The sequence below is a fragment of the Dysgonomonas sp. 25 genome (assembly GCF_010501075.1).
GTDB lineage: Bacteria > Bacteroidota > Bacteroidia > Bacteroidales > Dysgonomonadaceae > Dysgonomonas.
The window spans coordinates 29,676-48,932 of sequence record NZ_QVMN01000008.1 but is presented as its reverse complement, the minus strand read 5'-3'; the positions used below and the strand labels follow the sequence as shown (position 1 = coordinate 48,932).

Annotated in this window: 17 protein-coding genes; 11 read left to right on the top strand and 6 right to left on the bottom strand. The window is 45.0% G+C overall.

What is annotated here, in order from left to right:
* The first annotated feature begins 301 nt into the window (after positions 1-301).
* On the top strand, positions 302-3,124 hold the full coding sequence (locus D0T66_RS12800; RefSeq protein ID WP_163357699.1) for an outer membrane beta-barrel protein: 2,823 nt from the start codon (positions 302-304) through the stop codon (positions 3,122-3,124).
* Positions 3,125-3,275: 151 nt separating this feature from the next.
* Here the strand turns inward: D0T66_RS12800 and D0T66_RS12795 are convergent, their stop codons facing one another.
* The 3 genes from D0T66_RS12795 to pta are packed head-to-tail and all read right to left on the bottom strand — an operon-like array spanning position 3,276 to position 6,484.
* A complete protein-coding gene (locus D0T66_RS12795) occupies positions 3,276-4,478 on the bottom strand; it encodes an acetate/propionate family kinase (RefSeq protein ID WP_163357698.1) in 1,203 nt (400 codons plus the stop codon).
* Between the two features lie 7 nt (positions 4,479-4,485).
* Entirely contained in the window at positions 4,486-5,451 is a 966-nt protein-coding gene (locus D0T66_RS12790) for a 3-hydroxyacyl-CoA dehydrogenase family protein (protein ID WP_163357697.1), read from the bottom strand.
* Positions 5,452-5,470: 19 nt separating this feature from the next.
* Positions 5,471-6,484 (bottom strand): phosphate acetyltransferase, encoded by a 1,014-nt coding sequence (pta, locus tag D0T66_RS12785; RefSeq protein ID WP_163357696.1) that lies wholly within the window; start codon positions 6,482-6,484, stop codon positions 5,471-5,473.
* A 213-nt stretch (positions 6,485-6,697) separates the two neighbouring features.
* Between pta and D0T66_RS12780 the strand changes: the two genes are divergently transcribed.
* The 3 genes from D0T66_RS12780 (at position 6,698) to D0T66_RS12770 (ending at position 7,944) form a co-directional block, all read left to right on the top strand.
* Positions 6,698-6,889, top strand: coding sequence for a CDGSH iron-sulfur domain-containing protein (locus D0T66_RS12780; protein WP_163357695.1), 192 nt, complete (start codon positions 6,698-6,700; stop codon positions 6,887-6,889).
* A 154-nt stretch (positions 6,890-7,043) separates the two neighbouring features.
* Positions 7,044-7,508 carry a hypothetical protein gene (locus D0T66_RS12775; protein WP_163357694.1) on the top strand — a complete coding sequence of 155 codons (465 nt, stop codon included), beginning with the start codon at positions 7,044-7,046 and terminating at the stop codon, positions 7,506-7,508.
* 109 nt (positions 7,509-7,617) lie between these two features.
* Positions 7,618-7,944: a hypothetical protein gene (locus tag D0T66_RS12770; protein WP_163357693.1), complete on the top strand. Its 327-nt coding sequence runs from the start codon at positions 7,618-7,620 to the stop codon at positions 7,942-7,944.
* Positions 7,945-8,009: 65 nt separating this feature from the next.
* Here D0T66_RS12770 and clpB read toward each other — a convergent pair whose 3' ends face one another.
* Positions 8,010-10,598: an ATP-dependent chaperone ClpB gene (gene clpB / locus D0T66_RS12765; protein ID WP_163357692.1), complete on the bottom strand. Its 2,589-nt coding sequence runs from the start codon at positions 10,596-10,598 to the stop codon at positions 8,010-8,012.
* A gap of 4 nt (positions 10,599-10,602) precedes the next feature.
* Complete coding sequence (locus tag D0T66_RS12760; RefSeq protein WP_163357691.1) at positions 10,603-10,854, bottom strand: hypothetical protein; 252 nt, start codon at positions 10,852-10,854, stop codon at positions 10,603-10,605.
* Positions 10,855-11,020: 166 nt separating this feature from the next.
* On the opposite strand from D0T66_RS12760, the gene D0T66_RS12755 reads away from it, so the two are divergent.
* The 4 genes from D0T66_RS12755 (at position 11,021) to trxB (ending at position 14,927) form a co-directional block, all read left to right on the top strand.
* A complete protein-coding gene (locus tag D0T66_RS12755; RefSeq protein WP_163357690.1) occupies positions 11,021-12,061 on the top strand; it encodes a winged helix DNA-binding domain-containing protein in 1,041 nt (346 codons plus the stop codon).
* Positions 12,062-12,503: 442 nt separating this feature from the next.
* The gene (gene pepE, locus D0T66_RS12750) at positions 12,504-13,217 is read left to right on the top strand and encodes a dipeptidase PepE (RefSeq protein WP_163357689.1); all 714 of its coding nucleotides are present in this window, start codon (positions 12,504-12,506) and stop codon (positions 13,215-13,217) included.
* A 19-nt stretch (positions 13,218-13,236) separates the two neighbouring features.
* Positions 13,237-13,872 (top strand): LolA-like putative outer membrane lipoprotein chaperone, encoded by a 636-nt coding sequence (locus D0T66_RS12745; RefSeq protein ID WP_163357688.1) that lies wholly within the window; start codon positions 13,237-13,239, stop codon positions 13,870-13,872.
* 116 nt (positions 13,873-13,988) lie between these two features.
* Positions 13,989-14,927 carry a thioredoxin-disulfide reductase gene (gene trxB, locus D0T66_RS12740; RefSeq protein WP_163357687.1) on the top strand — a complete coding sequence of 313 codons (939 nt, stop codon included), beginning with the start codon at positions 13,989-13,991 and terminating at the stop codon, positions 14,925-14,927.
* Between the two features lie 99 nt (positions 14,928-15,026).
* On the opposite strand, the gene D0T66_RS12735 is transcribed toward trxB, so the two are convergent.
* Positions 15,027-15,359, bottom strand: coding sequence for a YegP family protein (locus D0T66_RS12735; protein WP_163357686.1), 333 nt, complete (start codon positions 15,357-15,359; stop codon positions 15,027-15,029).
* Positions 15,360-15,590: 231 nt separating this feature from the next.
* Here D0T66_RS12735 and D0T66_RS12730 point away from each other — a divergent pair, with 231 nt between their 5' ends.
* From D0T66_RS12730 to pyk, 3 genes are all read left to right on the top strand, one after another.
* Complete coding sequence (locus tag D0T66_RS12730; protein WP_163357685.1) at positions 15,591-16,853, top strand: PLP-dependent transferase; 1,263 nt, start codon at positions 15,591-15,593, stop codon at positions 16,851-16,853.
* A 116-nt stretch (positions 16,854-16,969) separates the two neighbouring features.
* Positions 16,970-17,401: a type II 3-dehydroquinate dehydratase gene (gene aroQ / locus D0T66_RS12725; RefSeq protein WP_163357684.1), complete on the top strand. Its 432-nt coding sequence runs from the start codon at positions 16,970-16,972 to the stop codon at positions 17,399-17,401.
* Between the two features lie 40 nt (positions 17,402-17,441).
* Positions 17,442-18,908 carry a pyruvate kinase gene (gene pyk / locus D0T66_RS12720; RefSeq protein ID WP_163357683.1) on the top strand — a complete coding sequence of 489 codons (1,467 nt, stop codon included), beginning with the start codon at positions 17,442-17,444 and terminating at the stop codon, positions 18,906-18,908.
* The last annotated feature ends 349 nt before the right edge of the window (positions 18,909-19,257 follow it).

Sequence of the window (19,257 nt, the reverse complement as noted above, 5' to 3'; positions counted from 1 at the left end):
ATACATACACAAAGTATTTTTCAAGCAGGAAATAGGTCGATATAGTTTTTTATAAAAAAGGGGTTCTGAAAATCAACTAATTAAACTTTAATCACATAGTTTTTTTGAACTAAAAAAAGCAAAAGTCATACGATTTTTAACCCACCTGCAACAAACATTTACCCAGAAAACACACTTTACTTAACATCATCTCTTCCTACAAAAAACTTTTTTAATAAAAAATTCAAACCCGATTAAACCTTTTCATCTTTTTGTAGTCTTATTGACCACATAAGTATGCAATTATAATTAACTAATGAGAATGAAGAAAGCCTCTCTAACCCTCTTTATTTTATTCATTACGAGTTGTTTGTTTGCCCAAAACAGCCAGAATATTACCATTAAGGGAAGCGTGTTGGATAACACGACGAAAGAAATTATCGAATCGGCCAGCGTACGTATCCTTAACGCGCGCGACAGCTCGTACGTAACAGGAACCGTGACCGATGAAAAAGGAAACTTTTCACTAACCATTCCGGGCAAAAGGTATATTGTCGAACTATCTTTTATGGGTTTCGACAGTCAGTATTTCAATGTCAGTCCGCGACAGAACAACGGAAACATAGGCCAGGTATACCTATCAGAAAGTAGCATCCTGTTACAGGAGGCTGTTGTAACCGCCAAAGCGGTGGAAATTCTGGTGAAAGGCGATACGGTAGAATACAACGCCGATTCGTATAAGACGCAGGAAAGCGCTGTAGTGGAGGATTTGATAAAGAAAATCCCGGGTGCGGAAGTCGATTCGGATGGAAAAATCACTATCAACGGAAAAGAAATATCGAAAATTCTGGTTGACGGGAAAGAGTTCTTCTCCGACGACCCGAAAGTTGCATCGAAGAATCTTCCGGCGAAAATGGTTGAGAAACTGCAAGTGCTCGACAAAAAGTCGGATATGGCACAGTTGACAGGATTCGACGACGGCGAAGAGGAAACGGTTATCAACCTGACCGTGAAGCCGGGAATGAAAGAAGGATTATTCGGGAATTTCCTTGGAGGATATGGCTCGCGCGGACGCTACGAAGGAAACGGAATGGTCAACTATATGCGAAACAGCACACAACTAACCGTTTTGGGAGGATTAAACAACACCAACAACGCCGGAGCCACCGACTTTGCCTCCAGCATGCGACAGGGAGGGCCTCCGCGAGGACTGACTTTCGGCAGCAATAACGGGGTAGCGACAACAAATAATATAGGCGTAAACTTTGCCACCGAAGTAAAAGATAAATTGAAAGTCAGCGGAGACGTGCGTTTCAACTCGATAGACAATGACGTAACATCGGATATGGAACGGGATTACGGAACTAATGACATGCGCGAACGGATGACCTCTTTGGCAAAAGGAAATAATAAGAGCCAAAGTTTCGGGACAAATTTCCGCTTCGAATGGAAACCCGACACACTCACACAAATTGTTTTCCGTCCGAGTTTCCAATACAACAAAAACAAAAACCGGCAATATGAAAAAGGTGAAACTTATTATGCCAGTGGAAAATCCGACCTGAGCTACACTGAGGATACAACTGCTTACTACTCGGATGCGGATGGCTGGAATACACGAGGCGACCTGATGCTCAGCCGAAGATTGAGTAATTCGGGACGAACGATTACTTTCCGTGTGGCAGGAGGATACAGCGAAACGAACAGTGATGCTTACAACTACTCGGACAATATTTACCACTTTGCCGATCTGCGCCCGGATTCGATACCGCCACTTCCTATCGACCAGAAATCGGTACAGGACGACAAAAGCTACAACTGGCGGGCATCGGTATCGTACGTGGAACCTTTGGGCAGAAACAACTTCCTTGAATTGCAATATACGGCACGAAATAATTATTCCGACGCAGACAAAAATGTATATTCCAACGACCTGTTGGATAATTACGGTATGCGCGTGGATAGCGTATCGAGGCGCATAGAGAATGATTTTACGCGGCACAATGTAACACTCAGCTTCCAGAGTATGCGCGAAAAATTCAATTACACCATCGGGCTGGGATTAGAACCGAACCGTACCAAGACCACCACCACCGATCCTGTTTCGGGTAAAACATCTTATAAACCGATCAATACAACCTTCTTTGCGCCACGTGCACGCTTCAACTATATGTGGAGCAAACGTAAAAACCTGCGCATCGACTATTATGGTTCGGCGAGCCAACCTTCGACGCGCCAGTTATTCGACGGGATATATTCCGACAATGGTAATAAGATAGAAATAGGTAATCCGAATCTTCGCCCTTCGTTCGAAAACAGACTGCATATCCGCTATCAGAACTTCAACCCGGAGCAAGGTTCTGCCTTTATGATATTTGCCCGCTTAACATACAAGATGAAAGATATTGTGAGCACTACTATCTGGGAAGAGAAAAACGGCACTCCCCTTGAAGTGGCTACGTACAAAAACGTTGACGGAAATATGAGTGCCAATGCACGGGTTATCTACAATACCCCGCTGCGCAACCGCAAATTTTCGTTCAACACCATGACTTTTGCCAGCTACTCGCGCACGAATAGCTTCGTCAGCCCGGGACAGGGCGTAGACGCGTTGAAAAATACGGCCAACAACTATCGTATACAGGAAAATGCAGGATTGCGTTTCACGTCCGATTTATTCGATTTCACCGTGCGCGGAAATATGAGTTATAATAAGGTGAAGAATAATGTATCGAATAACAACCGCAATGTATGGGATTATGGCGGTTATGCCGACTTCACGTTGCACCTGCCTTACAATTTCCATATCGACAGCGACCTGACTTACTCGGACAATTCGGGATATAATGATGGCTTCGATAAGAAAGAATGGCTTTGGAATGCATCTATTGCCAAAGATTTCCTGAAAGCCAAAAATGCAACCATCCGTGTCAAAATGTATGATATCCTTCAGGACCGAAGCAATGTCAGCTGGACATCTAACCAGAACTATACGCAAAGTACGCGGTACAATACCATCAACAGTTACGTAATGATTAATCTGGTATATCGCTTCCAAATATTTAAAGGAGGAGCCAAAATGGGAGATATGCAACCGCAGGGCGGCTTTGGCCCGGGCGGACACAGAGGTGGGCCTCCAAGATAAAAATTACCAACACTTACACATAGCAAAACGAAAGGGAAGGTATCCGCTTTAGAATAAGCAAGGTATCTTCTCCTTTTTTATACATCTTATAGCAATAAGAAAGGCGATGAAGATATACCCTCATCGCCTCTGCTATTTTCTTGTAGTTGGATTACTGATGTCCGACGATTTCCATCGTATCGGAAGCAATCATATATTCTTCGTCCGTAGGGACAACCAAGACCTTCACGCGGGCATCGTCGGCACTGATAACACCCTCTTCGCCGATAGCGGCATTATTTTTGGCGTCGTCGAGCTTGATACCCATAAATTCCATATCGGCACAAACAATCTCGCGCGAAATAGCATGGTTCTCGCCGATACCGCCCGTGAAGACAAGTATATCCACCCCTCCGAGGGCAGCAGCGTAAGAGCCTACATATTTCTTGATACGGTATTCGAACATATCGAATGCTAATTGTGCCCGCTCGTTGCCTGCGCGCATAGCCGCCTGCACCTCGCGCATATCGGACGAAACGCCCGATACACCGAGCATACCGCTATGCTTGTTTATCAGCGTATTGATAGCCTGCGTACCGATATTTTCTTTCTCCATAATAAAAGGTATAGCACCTGCGTCGACGTCTCCCGAACGGGTACCCATCAGCAAGCCTTCGACAGGAGTCATACCCATCGACGTGTCGATAGATTTTCCGTCTTTTATGGCTGCCAACGATCCTCCGTTGCCCAAGTGGCACGAGATAATCCGTTGCTCTTCGTACGGCACGCCGAGTATTTCGGCTGCACGGCGCGATACATAGCGGTGGCTCGTCCCGTGGAAACCGTAGCGACGGATAGCATATTTCTCATACAGCGAGTATGGTAATCCGTACATATAAGCTTTAGGCGGCATGGTCTGATGGAAGGCCGTATCGAATACGCCGACCTGCGGAACGTCGCCCATCAACTCTTTCACAGCATAGATACCGGCAAGATTGGGCGGATTATGCAACGGAGCGAGTTCGATACAAGCTTCCATTTCCTTTATCATCTCGTCGGTGATGAATACACTGCCGTTGAATTTTTCGCCGCCGTGCACTACGCGATGCCCTACGGCATCTATCTCGTCGAGCGATTTGATGCAGCCGTATTTTTCGCTGACCAATACACCTAATATATAGTCGATACCTGTCTGGTGCTCCAGTATTTCGCCTTCCAGCACGACTTTGTCGCCGTTCGGGAGCGGGAATTTAAGGAATGAGCCTTTCAGCCCTATTTTTTCGATACCTCCCTGCGCCAACACTTCTTTCGAAGCCATGTCGAAAAGCTTGTATTTGATAGAGGAGCTACCGCAATTCAATACTAATATCTTCATCGTTTTCTTAATCTAATTTGTTTGGACTGATTTTCTTACCTTGCTCATTGTAGATGTAGAATCCTCTACCTGTAGATTTTCCGTATTGTTTCGAACGGTACAACCTCCATAAGATAGGAGACGCTTTGTAGCGCTTGTCTCCGTAATCATGGAACATGTCTTCCATCAGCATAACGATTTTCTCTATCCCTACAATATCAGCCATCTCGAAGATACCGTAGCGCTGTCCGTATATGATTTTGAACTCCTTGTCGATGTCTTCCATGCGGGCAACATTCTCGAGCCACATCTGGCACGATTCGTTCAGCATGATAATCAGCAGGCGCATGCTTACCATACCGCTGCTTTCGTGCACTTCCACAGGAGTGTATTTTATCAGCTTGGCAAAAAGGTATATCTTTTCCAACACACTGTCTGCCGTAAAAGTGCTGCGAACAACCTCCAACAGGCGGGCATCGGTATGTGCAACAGGAAAATGCAGGCTCACGCAGCGCTCCTTATACTTCAGTTCCGCTGCCAGTTCGCTGATGATAACCGTCGTGGCATTGGTTGCGATGATGGCATCGGGAGAGAGCACTTTCTCGAGGTTGTGAAACACTTCTTTGCGGAGCTGTGTACTACGCTCTCCATTCGCTTCGTAACGGATACATTCGATAACGAAGTCGCAGTCGCGCAAATCGGAATAGTCCAACGTCCCTTTGATGCGTCCCATAGTAGCACGTTTCTCCGATTCGGTCAAACCCCAGTTCTCGATTTTGGTATCGAGTCCCTGTTCGATGTCTTTCAACGCTTCCTCTATCTTTTCCTTCGACACTTCGACAAAGGTAACTTCCATGCCCGAGAGCGCCGTCACGCTTACGATATTGCGCCCGTCGCGTCCGCAACCGACAACGCCGATTTTGGAGAACAAGCGGCTCTTCGTATTTTGCTTGCTAAACCCATAGCCTCCAATGGGCTCTTTTATTTCTGCCATAGTATAGTTATTATCTTATTTATTTTGCTTTTTTTGCTGCCTGAGCCTGATTGGCGGCAATGGCAACCAGGTTGTATATATCACTTACCGAGCATCCGCGCGAGAGGTCGTGTACCGGTGCGGCCATCCCTTGCAGGATAGGGCCTACCGCTTCGGCGCCTCCGAGGCGTTGAACGAGTTTGTAGGCAATATTGCCTACTTCGAGCGTAGGGAAAATGAGCACGTTGGCCTTTCCGGCTACGGGGCTACCCGGCGCTTTGCTGGATGCTATCGAAGCTACGAGGGCAGCATCGGCCTGCAATTCGCCATCGACACTCAATGTCGGGTCCAGTTGCTGCGCTACTTTGGTCGCTTCCACTACTTTGTCTACCATTTCGTGTTTAGCACTTCCTTTGGTCGAGAAGCTAAGCATAGCCACGCGCGGCTCTTCGCCGACGAGGGCACGTGCCGTATTGGCTGTTGCCACGGCTATTTCGCCCAACTGCGATGCCGTAGGGTTGGGTGTCACGGCGCAATCGGCAAAAAGTAGCAAGCCGTCTTTGCCATATTCTTTCGCCTGCGTAAACATCAGGAATGCACCCGATACTACGCTGATTCCCGGCGCTGTTTTAATAATTTGCAGGGCAGGACGCAATACGTCGCCCGTGGTATTTTGTGCTCCGGCTATTTCGCCGTCGGCGTCGCCGTTCTTTATCATCAAACATGCAATGTATAACGGATCGGAAGCCAATGTAGCGGCTTGCTCGATGGTCATACCTTTTGCCTTGCGCAGTTCGAAAAGCAGGTTGGTATATACATCTTTTTTGCTGTAAGTAGCCGGATCGACAATTTCTGCCTTGTCGAGATGGGTCAATTTAAAGTTAGCCGCTTTGGCACGAATTTCGGCAGGACTGCCTATGAGTATAATATCGGCAACTCCGTCGCCAATCAGCTGATCGGCAGCTTTCAGGGTTCTCTCTTCGGTGCCTTCGGGCAAGACAATACGTTGCCTGTCCGATTTAGCCCGCTCAATAATTTGTTTAAGTAAGTCCATTTGTATTTTGTTGTATTATAAGTTATTCGCAAAAGCCCCGTGTCGAAATTATCAGAGCTTTGATTTTGGATGTACAAATATACGAAATTGTAAGACAGAGTTTGCAAAACATAAAGGAAAATGCAAGGCAATCCTTACTAAAAGTGAAAAAGTGAACTCTCTTGCCCGCTTACATGTTTACTAAACAAAGGTCAACAAAAAACTATTACAATTATGGAAAAAGAAAGCTTATTAAAAATCACCGTTCTGCCGAACGGGCCACTCAAAGTAGAGGGCAAAGTCGAATTAACATTAGCCGACGGAAGTAAAAAAGAACGGGAAAATCCGTTTTTGTGTCGCTGTGGGGCATCGAAGAATAAACCGTTTTGCGACGGAACGCACGCAAAGATAGGGTTCAAAGATTAGGCTATTCAGCAATGAATCCTTTTTATTAGACATATAAGATTGATTGGTTGAAGCGGTCGAAAGGCCGCTTTTTTTGTGCAATTATTTCAGGGCAAGATATATTCATTTTCGCTGAAAAAGAGTTAGATTTGCTGTCCATGTCATATTATATATTATGAAAAGAGTCATTTTATTCCTGTCAATCATCATACCCATACTAACAAATGCACAAACATTTGAAGTGACCGGAACAATGAAAGATGACATTGGCGAGCCATTTACGGGGGCAACCGTCACCAATCTCCGCACAGAAAAGACAGCTGTTGTAGATGACATTGGCGAATTTTGTATCGAAGCCGAATCCGGCGATTCCCTGCAATTCTCCAATATCGGCTTTGTAACACAAAATATCGTTATCTGCGACACAACACGGCTCCATATTATTATGCAGGAAGCCGAGCAAGAATATCGTCCATTTTACGGAACCCTAAAGAAGATAAAAATAGTCGGTAACAACGTTATTACTCCGGAAGAACTTGCCAAAGACACTCCAAACTCAGGACTGGGCATCAGCAATATACCCAACGAAACAGCCATAGATGCAGAAAAAGCAAAGCCTGCCGAAAAGAAAAATCAATAATCAAAATTCACTTTTTTCCTTCCGTATGCAATTTGAGACGGAAGGATTCTATTTTTGTAAAATAGGCAACGATCGATCATGCTTAAATTGAATTAAATTATTATTGAAGATGAAAACCATATATAAAAATATCTTTTTATTAGCTATTATTGTTTGTTGTAATACTCTTTCTGCTCAAGAAAAGAGTGGGTTCCGAATAATAGAAGGAGAATGTAAAGTCGTCATAGATGCTCTCCGAAAAAATCAAGGTAATGATTCCATTGCTGTTGAAATTTTCAAAAAAGAATATCTTATTGACAAGATGTCTAATCCTCAAGAGCTATTTAACAAAAAATATACAGCAATAATTAACTATTTTGACTCAAAAGAAGGAAGAAAGTATCAATGTCGTCTAAAAGACACAAAGATAATTGATCCTATTTTATTGAGTAATTAATAATATGTGGCTCTAATATAGATTGTCTTGAATATCAAGACAATCTATATCTACAATAACCTATATTAATTCTTAAAATCCAGACCTCCATCCTTCACCCCGACGACAATCGGCGACGACTTGTCGACCGTTCCCGCCAATAGCTGCTTAGAAAGAGTATCCAAGACCGTACGCTGTATAACGCGTTTCACAGGACGTGCCCCGAACTCGGGATCGTAGCCCAATTCGGCTATCAGCTTCACGGCTTCGTCGGAGAATTCGAGCTGTACCCCATTCGATTTCAAGATTTTGACAACACCGTTCAACTGAATGCGTACAACCTGCTCGATGTCCGTTTCGGTCAAAGGTTCGAACATGATTATTTCGTCGATACGGTTCAGGAATTCGGGGCGGATAGTTGTTTTCAGCATATCCAACACCTCTGTTTTTGTTTTTTCGACAACCTCGTCGTGGTTTTCCTTCGTCATCAACGAGAAATTCTCGCGGATAACATTCGAACCCATATTGGAGGTCATAATAATAATCGTATTCTTGAAGTTGACTACCCTACCCTTGTTGTCCGTCAAACGCCCGTCATCCAATACCTGCAACAGGATATTGAATACATCAGGATGCGCCTTTTCGATTTCGTCGAACAGGACAACCGAATACGGCTTGCGGCGGATAGCCTCCGTCAGCTGGCCGCCCTCGTCATATCCCACATATCCCGGAGGCGCACCAATCAGGCGGGTAGCAGCAAATTTCTCCTGATACTCGCTCATATCGATACGCGTCATCATATTCTCGTCATCGAAGAGGAATTCGGCGAGCGCCTTTGCCAGTTCGGTTTTACCTACTCCTGTCGTTCCTAAGAAGATGAACGAACCGATAGGGCGTTTCGGGTCTTGCAAGCCTGCACGGCTCCGGCGGATAGCATTCGATATGGCTTCGATAGCCTCATCCTGCCCGATTACACGTTTATGCAATTCGGCTTCGAGGTTCAGGAGTTTATCTTTCTCGCTTTGCAGCATTTTATTCACAGGAATACCCGTCCAACGCGACACCACATCGGCAATGTCTACGGCGTCGACTTCCTCTTTTATCATAGCCGAACTTTCCTGCATCTCGCGAAGTTGCTTTTGCAGCTTCTCTATATCTTCCTCCAATGCCTTGATTTTTCCGTAACGGATTTCGGCTACCTTTCCGTAATCGCCTTCGCGTTCGGCTTTGTCCGCCTGAAATTTGGCATCTTCTATTTCTATCTTGTTTTGCTGTATCTTATTGACAACCTCTTTCTCGGATTGCCATTTGGCTTTCAACGCTTTTTCCTCTTCTTTGAGGTCGCTTATCTGCTTCGAAAGCTCTTCTTCTTTCGCCTTATTCTTTTCGCGTTTGATAGCTTCGCGTTCTATCTCCAATTGCGCAATACGGCGGCTCTTTTCGTCCAGTTCCTCAGGGACGGAATCGACTTCCATACGCAATTTGGCAGCCGCCTCGTCCATCAGGTCGATAGCCTTATCCGGCAAAAAACGGTCGGTAATGTAGCGCGACGAAAGTTGCACGGCCGCCACAATAGCTTCGTCCAAGATGCGGACCTTGTGGTGGTTTTCGTATTTCTCCTTCAACCCGCGAAGGATGGATATAGCGTCCGTTTCGCTCGGCTCGTCTACTATCACAATCTGGAAACGGCGTTCGAGGGCTTTATCTTTTTCGAAGTATTTCTGGTATTCATCCAATGTGGTCGCTCCTATCGAGCGTAATTCGCCGCGAGCCAAAGCAGGCTTGAGGATATTGGCGGCATCCATCGCGCCTTCGCCTTTTCCCGCACCGACAAGGGTATGAATCTCATCGATGAAGAGGATGATTTCCCCTTCGGACTTGGTCACTTCGTTGACAACGGATTTCAGGCGTTCTTCAAATTCGCCTTTATATTTTGCTCCAGCAACCAATGCACCCATATCGAGCGAATAAATCTGCTTGCTGCGCAGGTTTTCGGGAACGTCTCCGCGAACGATGCGGTGCGCCAGCCCTTCGGCAATAGCCGTCTTACCCGTACCGGGCTCACCTATCAGGATAGGATTGTTTTTTGTCCGGCGGCTAAGAATCTGCAGCACACGGCGAATTTCCTCGTCGCGCCCGATAACGGGGTCGAGTTTGCCGTCGCGTGCCCGTTGTGTCAGGTTGATAGCATATTTCTCGAGGGATTGATAAGTATCTTCCGCCGACTGGCTATCGACCTTATTTCCTTTACGCAACTCGTTTATAGCGGCTTGCAACTCCTTTTCCGACACGCCCGCATCTTTCAGCATGCGTGCAGCCGAACTCTTTCCGGCAAGGATAGCCAATAACAGGTGCTCGAGCGAAACATACTGGTCGCCCATCTTTTTGGAATAATCTATCGCTTTTTCCAAATCCTGATTACTCTCGCGGCTCAAATAAGGCTCTCCGCCCGAAACTTTGGGGTAAGCATCCAACTCCTTGCCGAGCAAACCGGTCAAGTAAGAAGGATTCGCTCCCAGCTTCTGAAAAAGGAAATTAACAACATTCTCGCCGGTCATTATCACCCCCATCAGGATGTGAGCCGGCTCGATAGATTGCTGTCCTTTTTCGCGTGTTATCTCAATAGCTTTCTGCAAAGCCTCCTGAGACTTAATAGTAAAATTATTGAAGTTCATATATTTAAAGTTTTATTTTACGTCTTTTAGTTAAACAATTTATCACGACATTCCGTTCAATTCTTCCAAAGAATTTGCCAAACAGGAATTTCTGACAGATTGGCATAGCTGTTGTTTTATACTGCCGCGCTTCTTTCAGAAGCTTGCCTTCGTTCATTTTGGCATTGCCCAAAACGAACCAAAAGGCCATTGCTTCGTTCCTTGTTGACCCGTCAATCCGGTTTGTCAACTGAATGAAATAAGGAATGCTTCGCATTCTGGAATTTCATTCTGCGCTGCCTGCACCGGACGGGTACCCCAACAGCGGAACTAATGCACGTCTTATTGCAATGCAACGAAAACACAAATAATAGAACATTCTTGAACTGCTGATTCACATGAATAATTATCTTTACACCTATATCTAAGAAAAAAACATCAATATGATAACCAAAATCCGCCGACTAAACCAGCAATTAGCCCAACCCCGCTTTACGACGCCTAAAGATGTTGTCAGCTGGATGGGAGCCATACAGGCGCAGGAATATAATATGGCTAAATGGGCTGTCGGCATCCGCTGCCCCTCTGCGCGTATCGAAGATATCAACCGGGCATTAGAGAAAGGCGAAATCATTCGCACACATATCCTGCGCCCCACATGGCACTATGTTGCCGCCGAAGATATACGCTGGATGGTGATGCTATCGGGTAAACGCATCATAGCCGGTATAGATTCGTGGTGGAAAGAGAGAGGCAAAACGCAGGATTTTTACCCGAAATATCACCGTATGCTGGAAAAGATACTCGAAGGGAAAAGCCTGAGCAAAGAGGAGGTAGCCCAAGAGTTTGTGAAAGCAGGCGTCGAGGCAGACGATCGTTTCACCTTCCGCATATTGACTGCAGGGGAAGCAGAAGGTATCGTTTGCAGCGGCGGCGAAAAGAACAAGAAGCACACTTACGCCTTGCTCGAGGAGCGCGTACCACCCACCCCCCAAATCACGAAAGAGGAGGCTTTGGCTAAATTAGCGACCAAATACTTCCAGAGCCATTCTCCGGCAACGATAACGGATTTTATCTGGTGGTCGGGGCTATCGATTACGGAAGCCAAACTCGCAACAAAGTTGATGGAAGACAAACTGATAACCGAAAAATACAATAATCAGGAGTACTATATACACGAGTCCTGTGCCCGCGAATTATCCCGCGACGGCAGTTTGCATTTGCTTCCTTCTTACGATGAATATCTGATCAGTTATAAAGACCGGACGGCCGCATTAAAATTGGAGCATCATCCGAAGGCTTTTACAAATTTCGGAATATTCTATCCGGTCATTATGCACAACGGCAAGATTGTAGGCAACTGGAAGAAAGTAAAAGCGAAAGGGAAAACAGCTATCGAAACGTCTTTCTTCGACAGTCAGGCAAAGGTCAATCAAAAACTTATCGACAAGGCCAAGGAGCAATACCTGCAATTTATCTCGTGATAAAAGCCGGTTTCTTTAGGAGGTATAAGTAATTGTCACTATTTTTGTTGTAAGTTTATCAATGTTTAGTTACGAGTTACTTCGTGCTTCGCACAGTTACAAGTTACAAGGGAAAGTAACCCGGGAAAAACACCGGGAATAAGTATACTTGTGTTACTTTTGGCGAAAAAGTGTTCTTTTAAAAGCTTGGTGAACTTGGTGTAGGATCTTCGTGTTCTTCGTGGTTAAATAATAAAAAAGTAACTGCATAAAAAAACGCAAAGTTTTTATATACTTTTTTCACATTAATCAACTCATAATAAACATAATAAGAACCCACAAAAGTAACAATAAGGTAACAAAAAAGTGACACATTTGTGGCTTTTCAGGGGGGGAGAACCGAGGCCGGTTTTTAAACCAAAAGAGATTTATAAAGTCTATATAATAAACAAAAGATATATTTATGGTGAAACGTTTACTTCTTATCAGCAACTCTACCAATCCGGGAGAGGCTTATCTGGATTACCCGAAAAATAATATCAAGGATTTTTTAGGTGAAAAACCGCTTAAAATCGTATTTATACCCTATGCTGCCGTTACTTTTTCGTACGACGAATACGAGCGGAAAGTGAACGAACGCTTCGAAGATATCAACCATCGCGTGACAAGCATCCATCATTACGACGATCCCGTTCAGGCGATACAAGAGGCCGAAGCAATAGTAGTAGGCGGAGGAAATACATGGAAGCTCGTACGGATGGTGCACGACAATAAGCTGATGAAGGTAATACGCGAAAGGGTGTTAGCCGGAGTGCCTTATGTGGGATGGAGCGCCGGTTCGAACCTGGCATGCCCTACGCTGCGCACTACTAACGATATGCCTATTATTGATCCTACATCGTTCGATACGTTAAACCTTGTTCCGTTCCAGATAAATCCGCACTATCTCGACGATCATCCAAGCAATCACGGAGGAGAAACACGCGAGATGCGCATTGCCGAATTTATAGCCGAAAACAGGGATGTATATGTGGTAGGACTGCGCGAAGCAACCATGTTGCAGGTGGAGGGACGGACAATGAAACTGATAGGAAACCGCCCTGCACGCATTTTCCACCATGCTAAACAAACGCTGGAACTTACCAGCAATGACAATTTCGACTTTTTATTATCATAAACCGAAAACTACAAACCTGATGAGATTAAAACTACTATTTATATTTGTCCTTGCATCCCTCACGGGAGCATACGCACAAAGCGCCCGCACCATCCTCGACAATGCGTCGGCCACTTATAGCAAGGTAGGCGGCATCACCGCGAGCTTCACGTTAGACATGAAAGATACCGCATCGGGCAATGTCTACAGTTCGGATGGTACTATCAAGATGAAAGGGGACAGATTCTGCCTCGACATACCCGAAATGACCACCTGGTACGATGGCAAAACACAGTGGGTGTATGTGAAAGGAACCGACGAGGTCAACATCACCGAGCCTACAGGGGAGGAATTGCAGGGACTAAGCCCGTCGTCTATTTTCAGCATCTATAAGACAGGGTTTAATCTGATATATAAAGGACAAAAGACCGAGCGGGGCGCATCGGTTCTCGAAGTGGAAATGACGCCGCTTGCCAAAAATGACAATTTGCAGAAGATAATCGTACAAGTCAACAAGGCTACCAATTTGTTCTCCAAGATTGTCGTTTACGACACTTCGGGATACGAGAACACACTGATAATCAGCAAAATTCAATCGGGAGTCAGCTTGCCGGATAATACATTCTCATTTGATGAAGCAGCTTATCCCGATGCCGAAATCGTCGATTTGCGCTGATATAGACGAAGATTATGCGAGATAGAAAATAACTACTGCTTTTTCTTTGATTGAACCCGAATCGGATGTAATTTTGTACCGCATTAAGTTTTATAAATAAAAACAGGAATATTGTTATGAACGAAAAAGTATGCTGCCTGATAATAGGCTCTGGACCTGCCGGTTACACTGCAGCCATTTATGCATCCCGTGCTAATCTGAACCCCGTATTATACGAAGGTATTCAGCCCGGAGGGCAATTGACTACAACGACCGACATCGAAAACTTCCCGGGTTATCCCGATGGCGTTACGGGAACAGAGTTGATGGAAAACCTGAAAAAACAGGCAACCCGCTTTGGTGCGGACATCCGCACAGGAACGGTTACGGCTGCCGATCTGAAATCGACGCCCAAGAGAATAACAATAGACGGCGAAAAGGTCGTAGAAGCCGATACTGTCATCATATCGACAGGTGCAAGCGCTAAATATCTGGGACTTCCTGACGAAACAAAATATGCCGGAATGGGTGTATCGGCGTGCGCAACATGCGACGGATTCTTCTACCGCAAAAAGGTGGTGGCTGTAGTAGGTGGCGGCGATACTGCCTGCGAAGAGGCTATTTATCTGGCCAATCTGGCAAGCAAAGTATATATGATTGTACGCAAGCCGTTTCTGCGCGCCTCTAAGGTGATGCAAGACCGCGTAATGACAAATGAGAAGATAGAAGTGCTGTTCGAGTGCAATACGCTCGGGCTGTTCGGCGAAAATGGTGTAGAAGGGGCGCATCTGGTAAGACGTCAGGGTGAAGCGGATGAAGAAAAATTCGACATCGCTATCGATGGCTTTTTCCTCGCTATCGGTCACCAACCTAACACAGGTGTATTCAGCGAGCAACTCGAATTGGACGAGGTAGGTTACATCAAAACTATCCCGGGAACTCCCAAGACAAATATCGAAGGGGTTTTTGCCGCAGGAGACGTAGCCGACCCTGTTTACCGTCAAGCTATTACAGCAGCCGGAACGGGTTGTCAGGCAGCTATCGAGGTAGAACGATACCTTCTGGAAAGAAAGTAATTATAATAGAATAGAAAGGAAATTAAAGAAGAACGCAAACAGAAAGAGGTTATCCGAATGGATAACCTCTTTCACTTTTTCTTATCAGGTAGAGAAGTCTTATTTCAGGTTTTCAACCACATCAGCCGTAGGCGCGTTCTTCTTCACAGACTCGATACCTTTTTCGCGAGACGATTCGCTTTCATACATTTCGCTCGTTCCTATTATTTGCCCGTTAGACGCTTTCAAGTTAAAATACGGCTTTCCGTTACTAGAAACTTTACGGTCATATCTAGCATCATCCGTAGCATTTCTCTTTACCGAGTTCACTCCGTTGATACATGAATCCTTAGCTGTATAGCCTTCGCTGGAAAGGATTACTTGTCCATTAGATGCTTTCAGATTGAACTGAAATTCGCCATTCTTTCTTTTTGTAATTTCAAATTTACCCATGTCGTTATATATTTATAGTTCTAAGCTTTGTGTCTATAACATGTTCTACAATATTTTGTTCGTCAAAAAAAGGTTTGATAAAGATTATTAACTTAATATAGAGAACAAAGTCCGAAGATAATCATTTTCTACATAGTAGGAAAACAAATAAGAGGGTTTTGACTTCTTTTATCAAAAAAAACTTATCAATATTCTTAAATATCAATACCTTTAACCCTCATTTTATACGCTATGTCACAAGAAGGATACAACGAAGAAGGATTCGATACCCGCATCATCAACAACCGTTTTGCGAAACCCGATGTACACGGAGCTATCGGCATGCCCGTATACCGAAACGCGGCATTCGAATTCCCGAGCGCCGAGAGTATTGCCGCAGCCTTTCAGTATCAGGAGGATTCGCCTTCGCACACCTATACCCGCATTACCAATCCCACTGTCGAGAATCTGGAACAAAAGATAAAAACAGCTTCGGGAGCGCAACAGGTGCAGGCGTTGGCCTCGGGTATGGCTGCGATAACCAACACCTTTATGTGTCTGGCTTCGGCCGGGGCAAATATCGTCACCTCACCTCACCTTTTCGGCAACACGTTTTCCTTTCTCAAGTTCACGTTAGCCGAATTTGGCGTCGAAACAAGGTTTGTCGACACCAACAATCCGGAAGCGGTAGCAGCTGCCACAGACGATAATACGTGCGCTTTCTTCTGCGAATTGATAACCAACCCGCATATGGAAATCGCCGATTTAGAAGCTATCGCGAAGATAATGCATATCCGCCGCATCCCTGTCGTTGTAGACACGACCGTTATCCCTTGGTGCGGATTCGATGCCGCGAAATGGGGCGTCGATATAGAAGTCGTTTCTACCACTAAATACGTTTCGGGAGGAGCAACCTCTATCGGAGGGGCTATCCTTGATTACGGCACATTCGACTGGTCGGCACACAGGCGATTAGGTAAAGTCAAACCTACGGCCGGCATGTCTGCCTTTTCCTTCAAACTGAAACGCGAAATCACCCGCAACATGGGTGCAGCCATAGACCCCGAAGCGGCATCGTTGCAAGCGTTGGGGATGGAGACATTGAAGCTGCGGTTCGAGCAGGCTTCGCAATCAGCTTACGAACTGGCGTCTTTCCTCGGGCAGCAATCGCGGGTTACGAAAGTGAATTATACCAAGTTGGACAGTTCGCCTTATAAGGCTTTGTCGGATAAGTTTGTCACGGGTAATCCGGGAGCAATGCTGACATTCAACCTCGAATCTAAAGCCGCTTGCTATAGATTCATCGACGAGTTGCAGGTTATCCGCAGGGCAACAAACCTGTTCGACAACAAGTCATTGATCATCCACCCCGAATCGACTATCTACGGCACGTTTTCGCCCGAGATGAAAGCAGTTATGGGTATAGAAGACAGTTTGTTACGTCTGTCGGTAGGATTGGAGGATGTCGGTGATTTGAAAGCGGATATCGTCCGGGCTTTATTATCTCTGGGATAAGGGAGATTTTTTACATTAATTGTCTCTGAACTTTTCGCTTACAACAAAAAAAATAGTACCTTTGAAGTCCTAAATTAGATAACAAAACATATCTTACCGTAAATTAATTGACTGAAATGAAGATAATGGTTATAAACGGACCAAACCTGAACCTGCTCGGAAAAAGGGAGCCGGCTGTTTATGGGCATTCATCTTTCGGCGATTATTTTGTCCGGCTACAAGAGATGTTCCCCTTAGGTGAACTATCCTATTTCCAATCCAATCACGAAGGGGATATTATCGATAAATTGCACGAAACAGGATTCGATTATGATGGCATCGTCCTCAATGCCGGAGCTTATACGCATACTTCAATAGCGATATTGGATGCAATCAAAGCGATAGCTACGCCGGTGGTTGAAGTTCATATATCGAATATACACTCCCGCGAAGAGTTCCGCCACCAATCGCTTATCGCTCCTGCCTGTGTGGGATCGATTGCAGGCTTCGGGCTCGATTCGTACCGTTTGGCGGTAGACTATCTGCTAAACAAAACAGTTGATAAATAAAAGAAATTTAGATACATACAATTAAACTAAGATTACATTTATGATTCAGAAAAAAACGAAAATCGTAGCTACGATTTCAGACATGCGTTGCGAAGTTGACTTCATCAAGTCGTTGTATGAAGAAGGAATTAACGTGGTGAGAATGAACTCTGCACATATGACAGAAGAAGGCTTTGTGAAAGTCATCAACAATGTGCGTGCAGTGTCTAAAAATATCGGTATCATCATGGATACCAAAGGCCCTGAAATCCGTACGACTGCAACTGCTGACGGAAACAAGATTCAGGTGAAAATCGGTGATAAGCTGAAAGTAATCGGCGACATCAACGTGCTATCTACACCTGAACAGGTATCTGTTTCGTATCCGAGCATCGTTGCCGATGTTCCGGTAGGGTATGTATTGCTTATCGACGATGGCGAAACGGCATTGAAAGTTGTTGAGAAAACAGCTGACTACCTGCTTTGCGAAGTGCAAAACGATGGTACTATCGGTAGCCGCAAGAGCGTAAATATCCCGGGAGTAAGCGTGAATTTGCCTTCTATCACCGAAAAGGATAAACGTTCTATCGAAATCGCTATCAAATATGGCGCTGACTTTATCGCTCACTCATTCGTACGTCACAAAGGCGACGTGTTGGATGTGCAGAAGATATTGGACGAGCACAACAGCGACATCAAGATTATCGCTAAAATCGAAAACCAAGAAGGTGTTGATAACATCGACGAAATATACGAATACGCTTACGGCGTGATGGTTGCCCGTGGTGACCTGGGTATCGAAGTTCCACAGGAAAATATCCCGGGAATCCAACGTTTGCTTATCCGTAAGGCTGTTGAATACAAAAAACCGGTTATCGTTGCTACACAAATGTTGCACACCATGATCGAAAATCCACGCCCTACACGCGCCGAGGTTGCCGATATCGCAAATGCGGTTTACTACGGTACTGATGCTGTGATGTTGAGTGGTGAAACTGCTTATGGTAAATATCCTGTCGAAGCTGTTCGCACAATGGCTCAGGTAGCTAAAGCGGCTGAGGTTTCTAAATTGTTGGAAAACGTGATTCCTGTTCCTTTCAAAGACAGCGAATATGATACAACTTCATTCCTTGCTAAACAAGCGGTTAAGTCTTGTAGCCAATTGGGCGTTACTGCTATCATCACCGACAGCGTAACAGGCCGCACAGCGCGCACATTGGCGGCATTCCGCAGCAAGAGCCCTGTATATGCTATCTGTAGCAAAGAAGAAGTTGCACGCCAACTATCGGTATGCTACGGTATCGCTGCCGAATATCAAGAGTTTACTGGTTACACAACCAACAAGCACAAAGCATATTTCCTGAAAGCATTGGACAGATTGACAAAGAGCGGACATATCAAGAAAGAAGATATGGTAGCTTACCTGAGCGGAAGCTTCGCGAAAGGCGGAGGTACTTCGTTCCTCGAAATCAACAATGCCGGACAAGTGCTCGAAGCTGGTGACAACTACGGTGTGCCTGTAGAATAAAAAGGACTTATTTAGTTTAGATAGTAAAAGCATCCTCTTTGGAGGGTGCTTTTTATTTTAGAAAAACATGCTAAATAGGTTGTATTTCTCGCAAAAAGGCCTTTTCTTTGTAATCGTAAGTAATTTCAACATGCAAGAAAAACAGACCATTTTTTTACTTAACTTCTGCCTTATCAATATGTTCATTGGTGAGATAATGAGCACACACACACACACACACACACACGTAATATAACGTTTTCTTGGGATTTATCCAAGTTTTCAGATAAGAATTTTAGAAAAAAAAGTTACTTCGCCCTACGGGCAGTTACTTCGTGCTTCGCACAGTTACGAGTTACAAGAGATAACT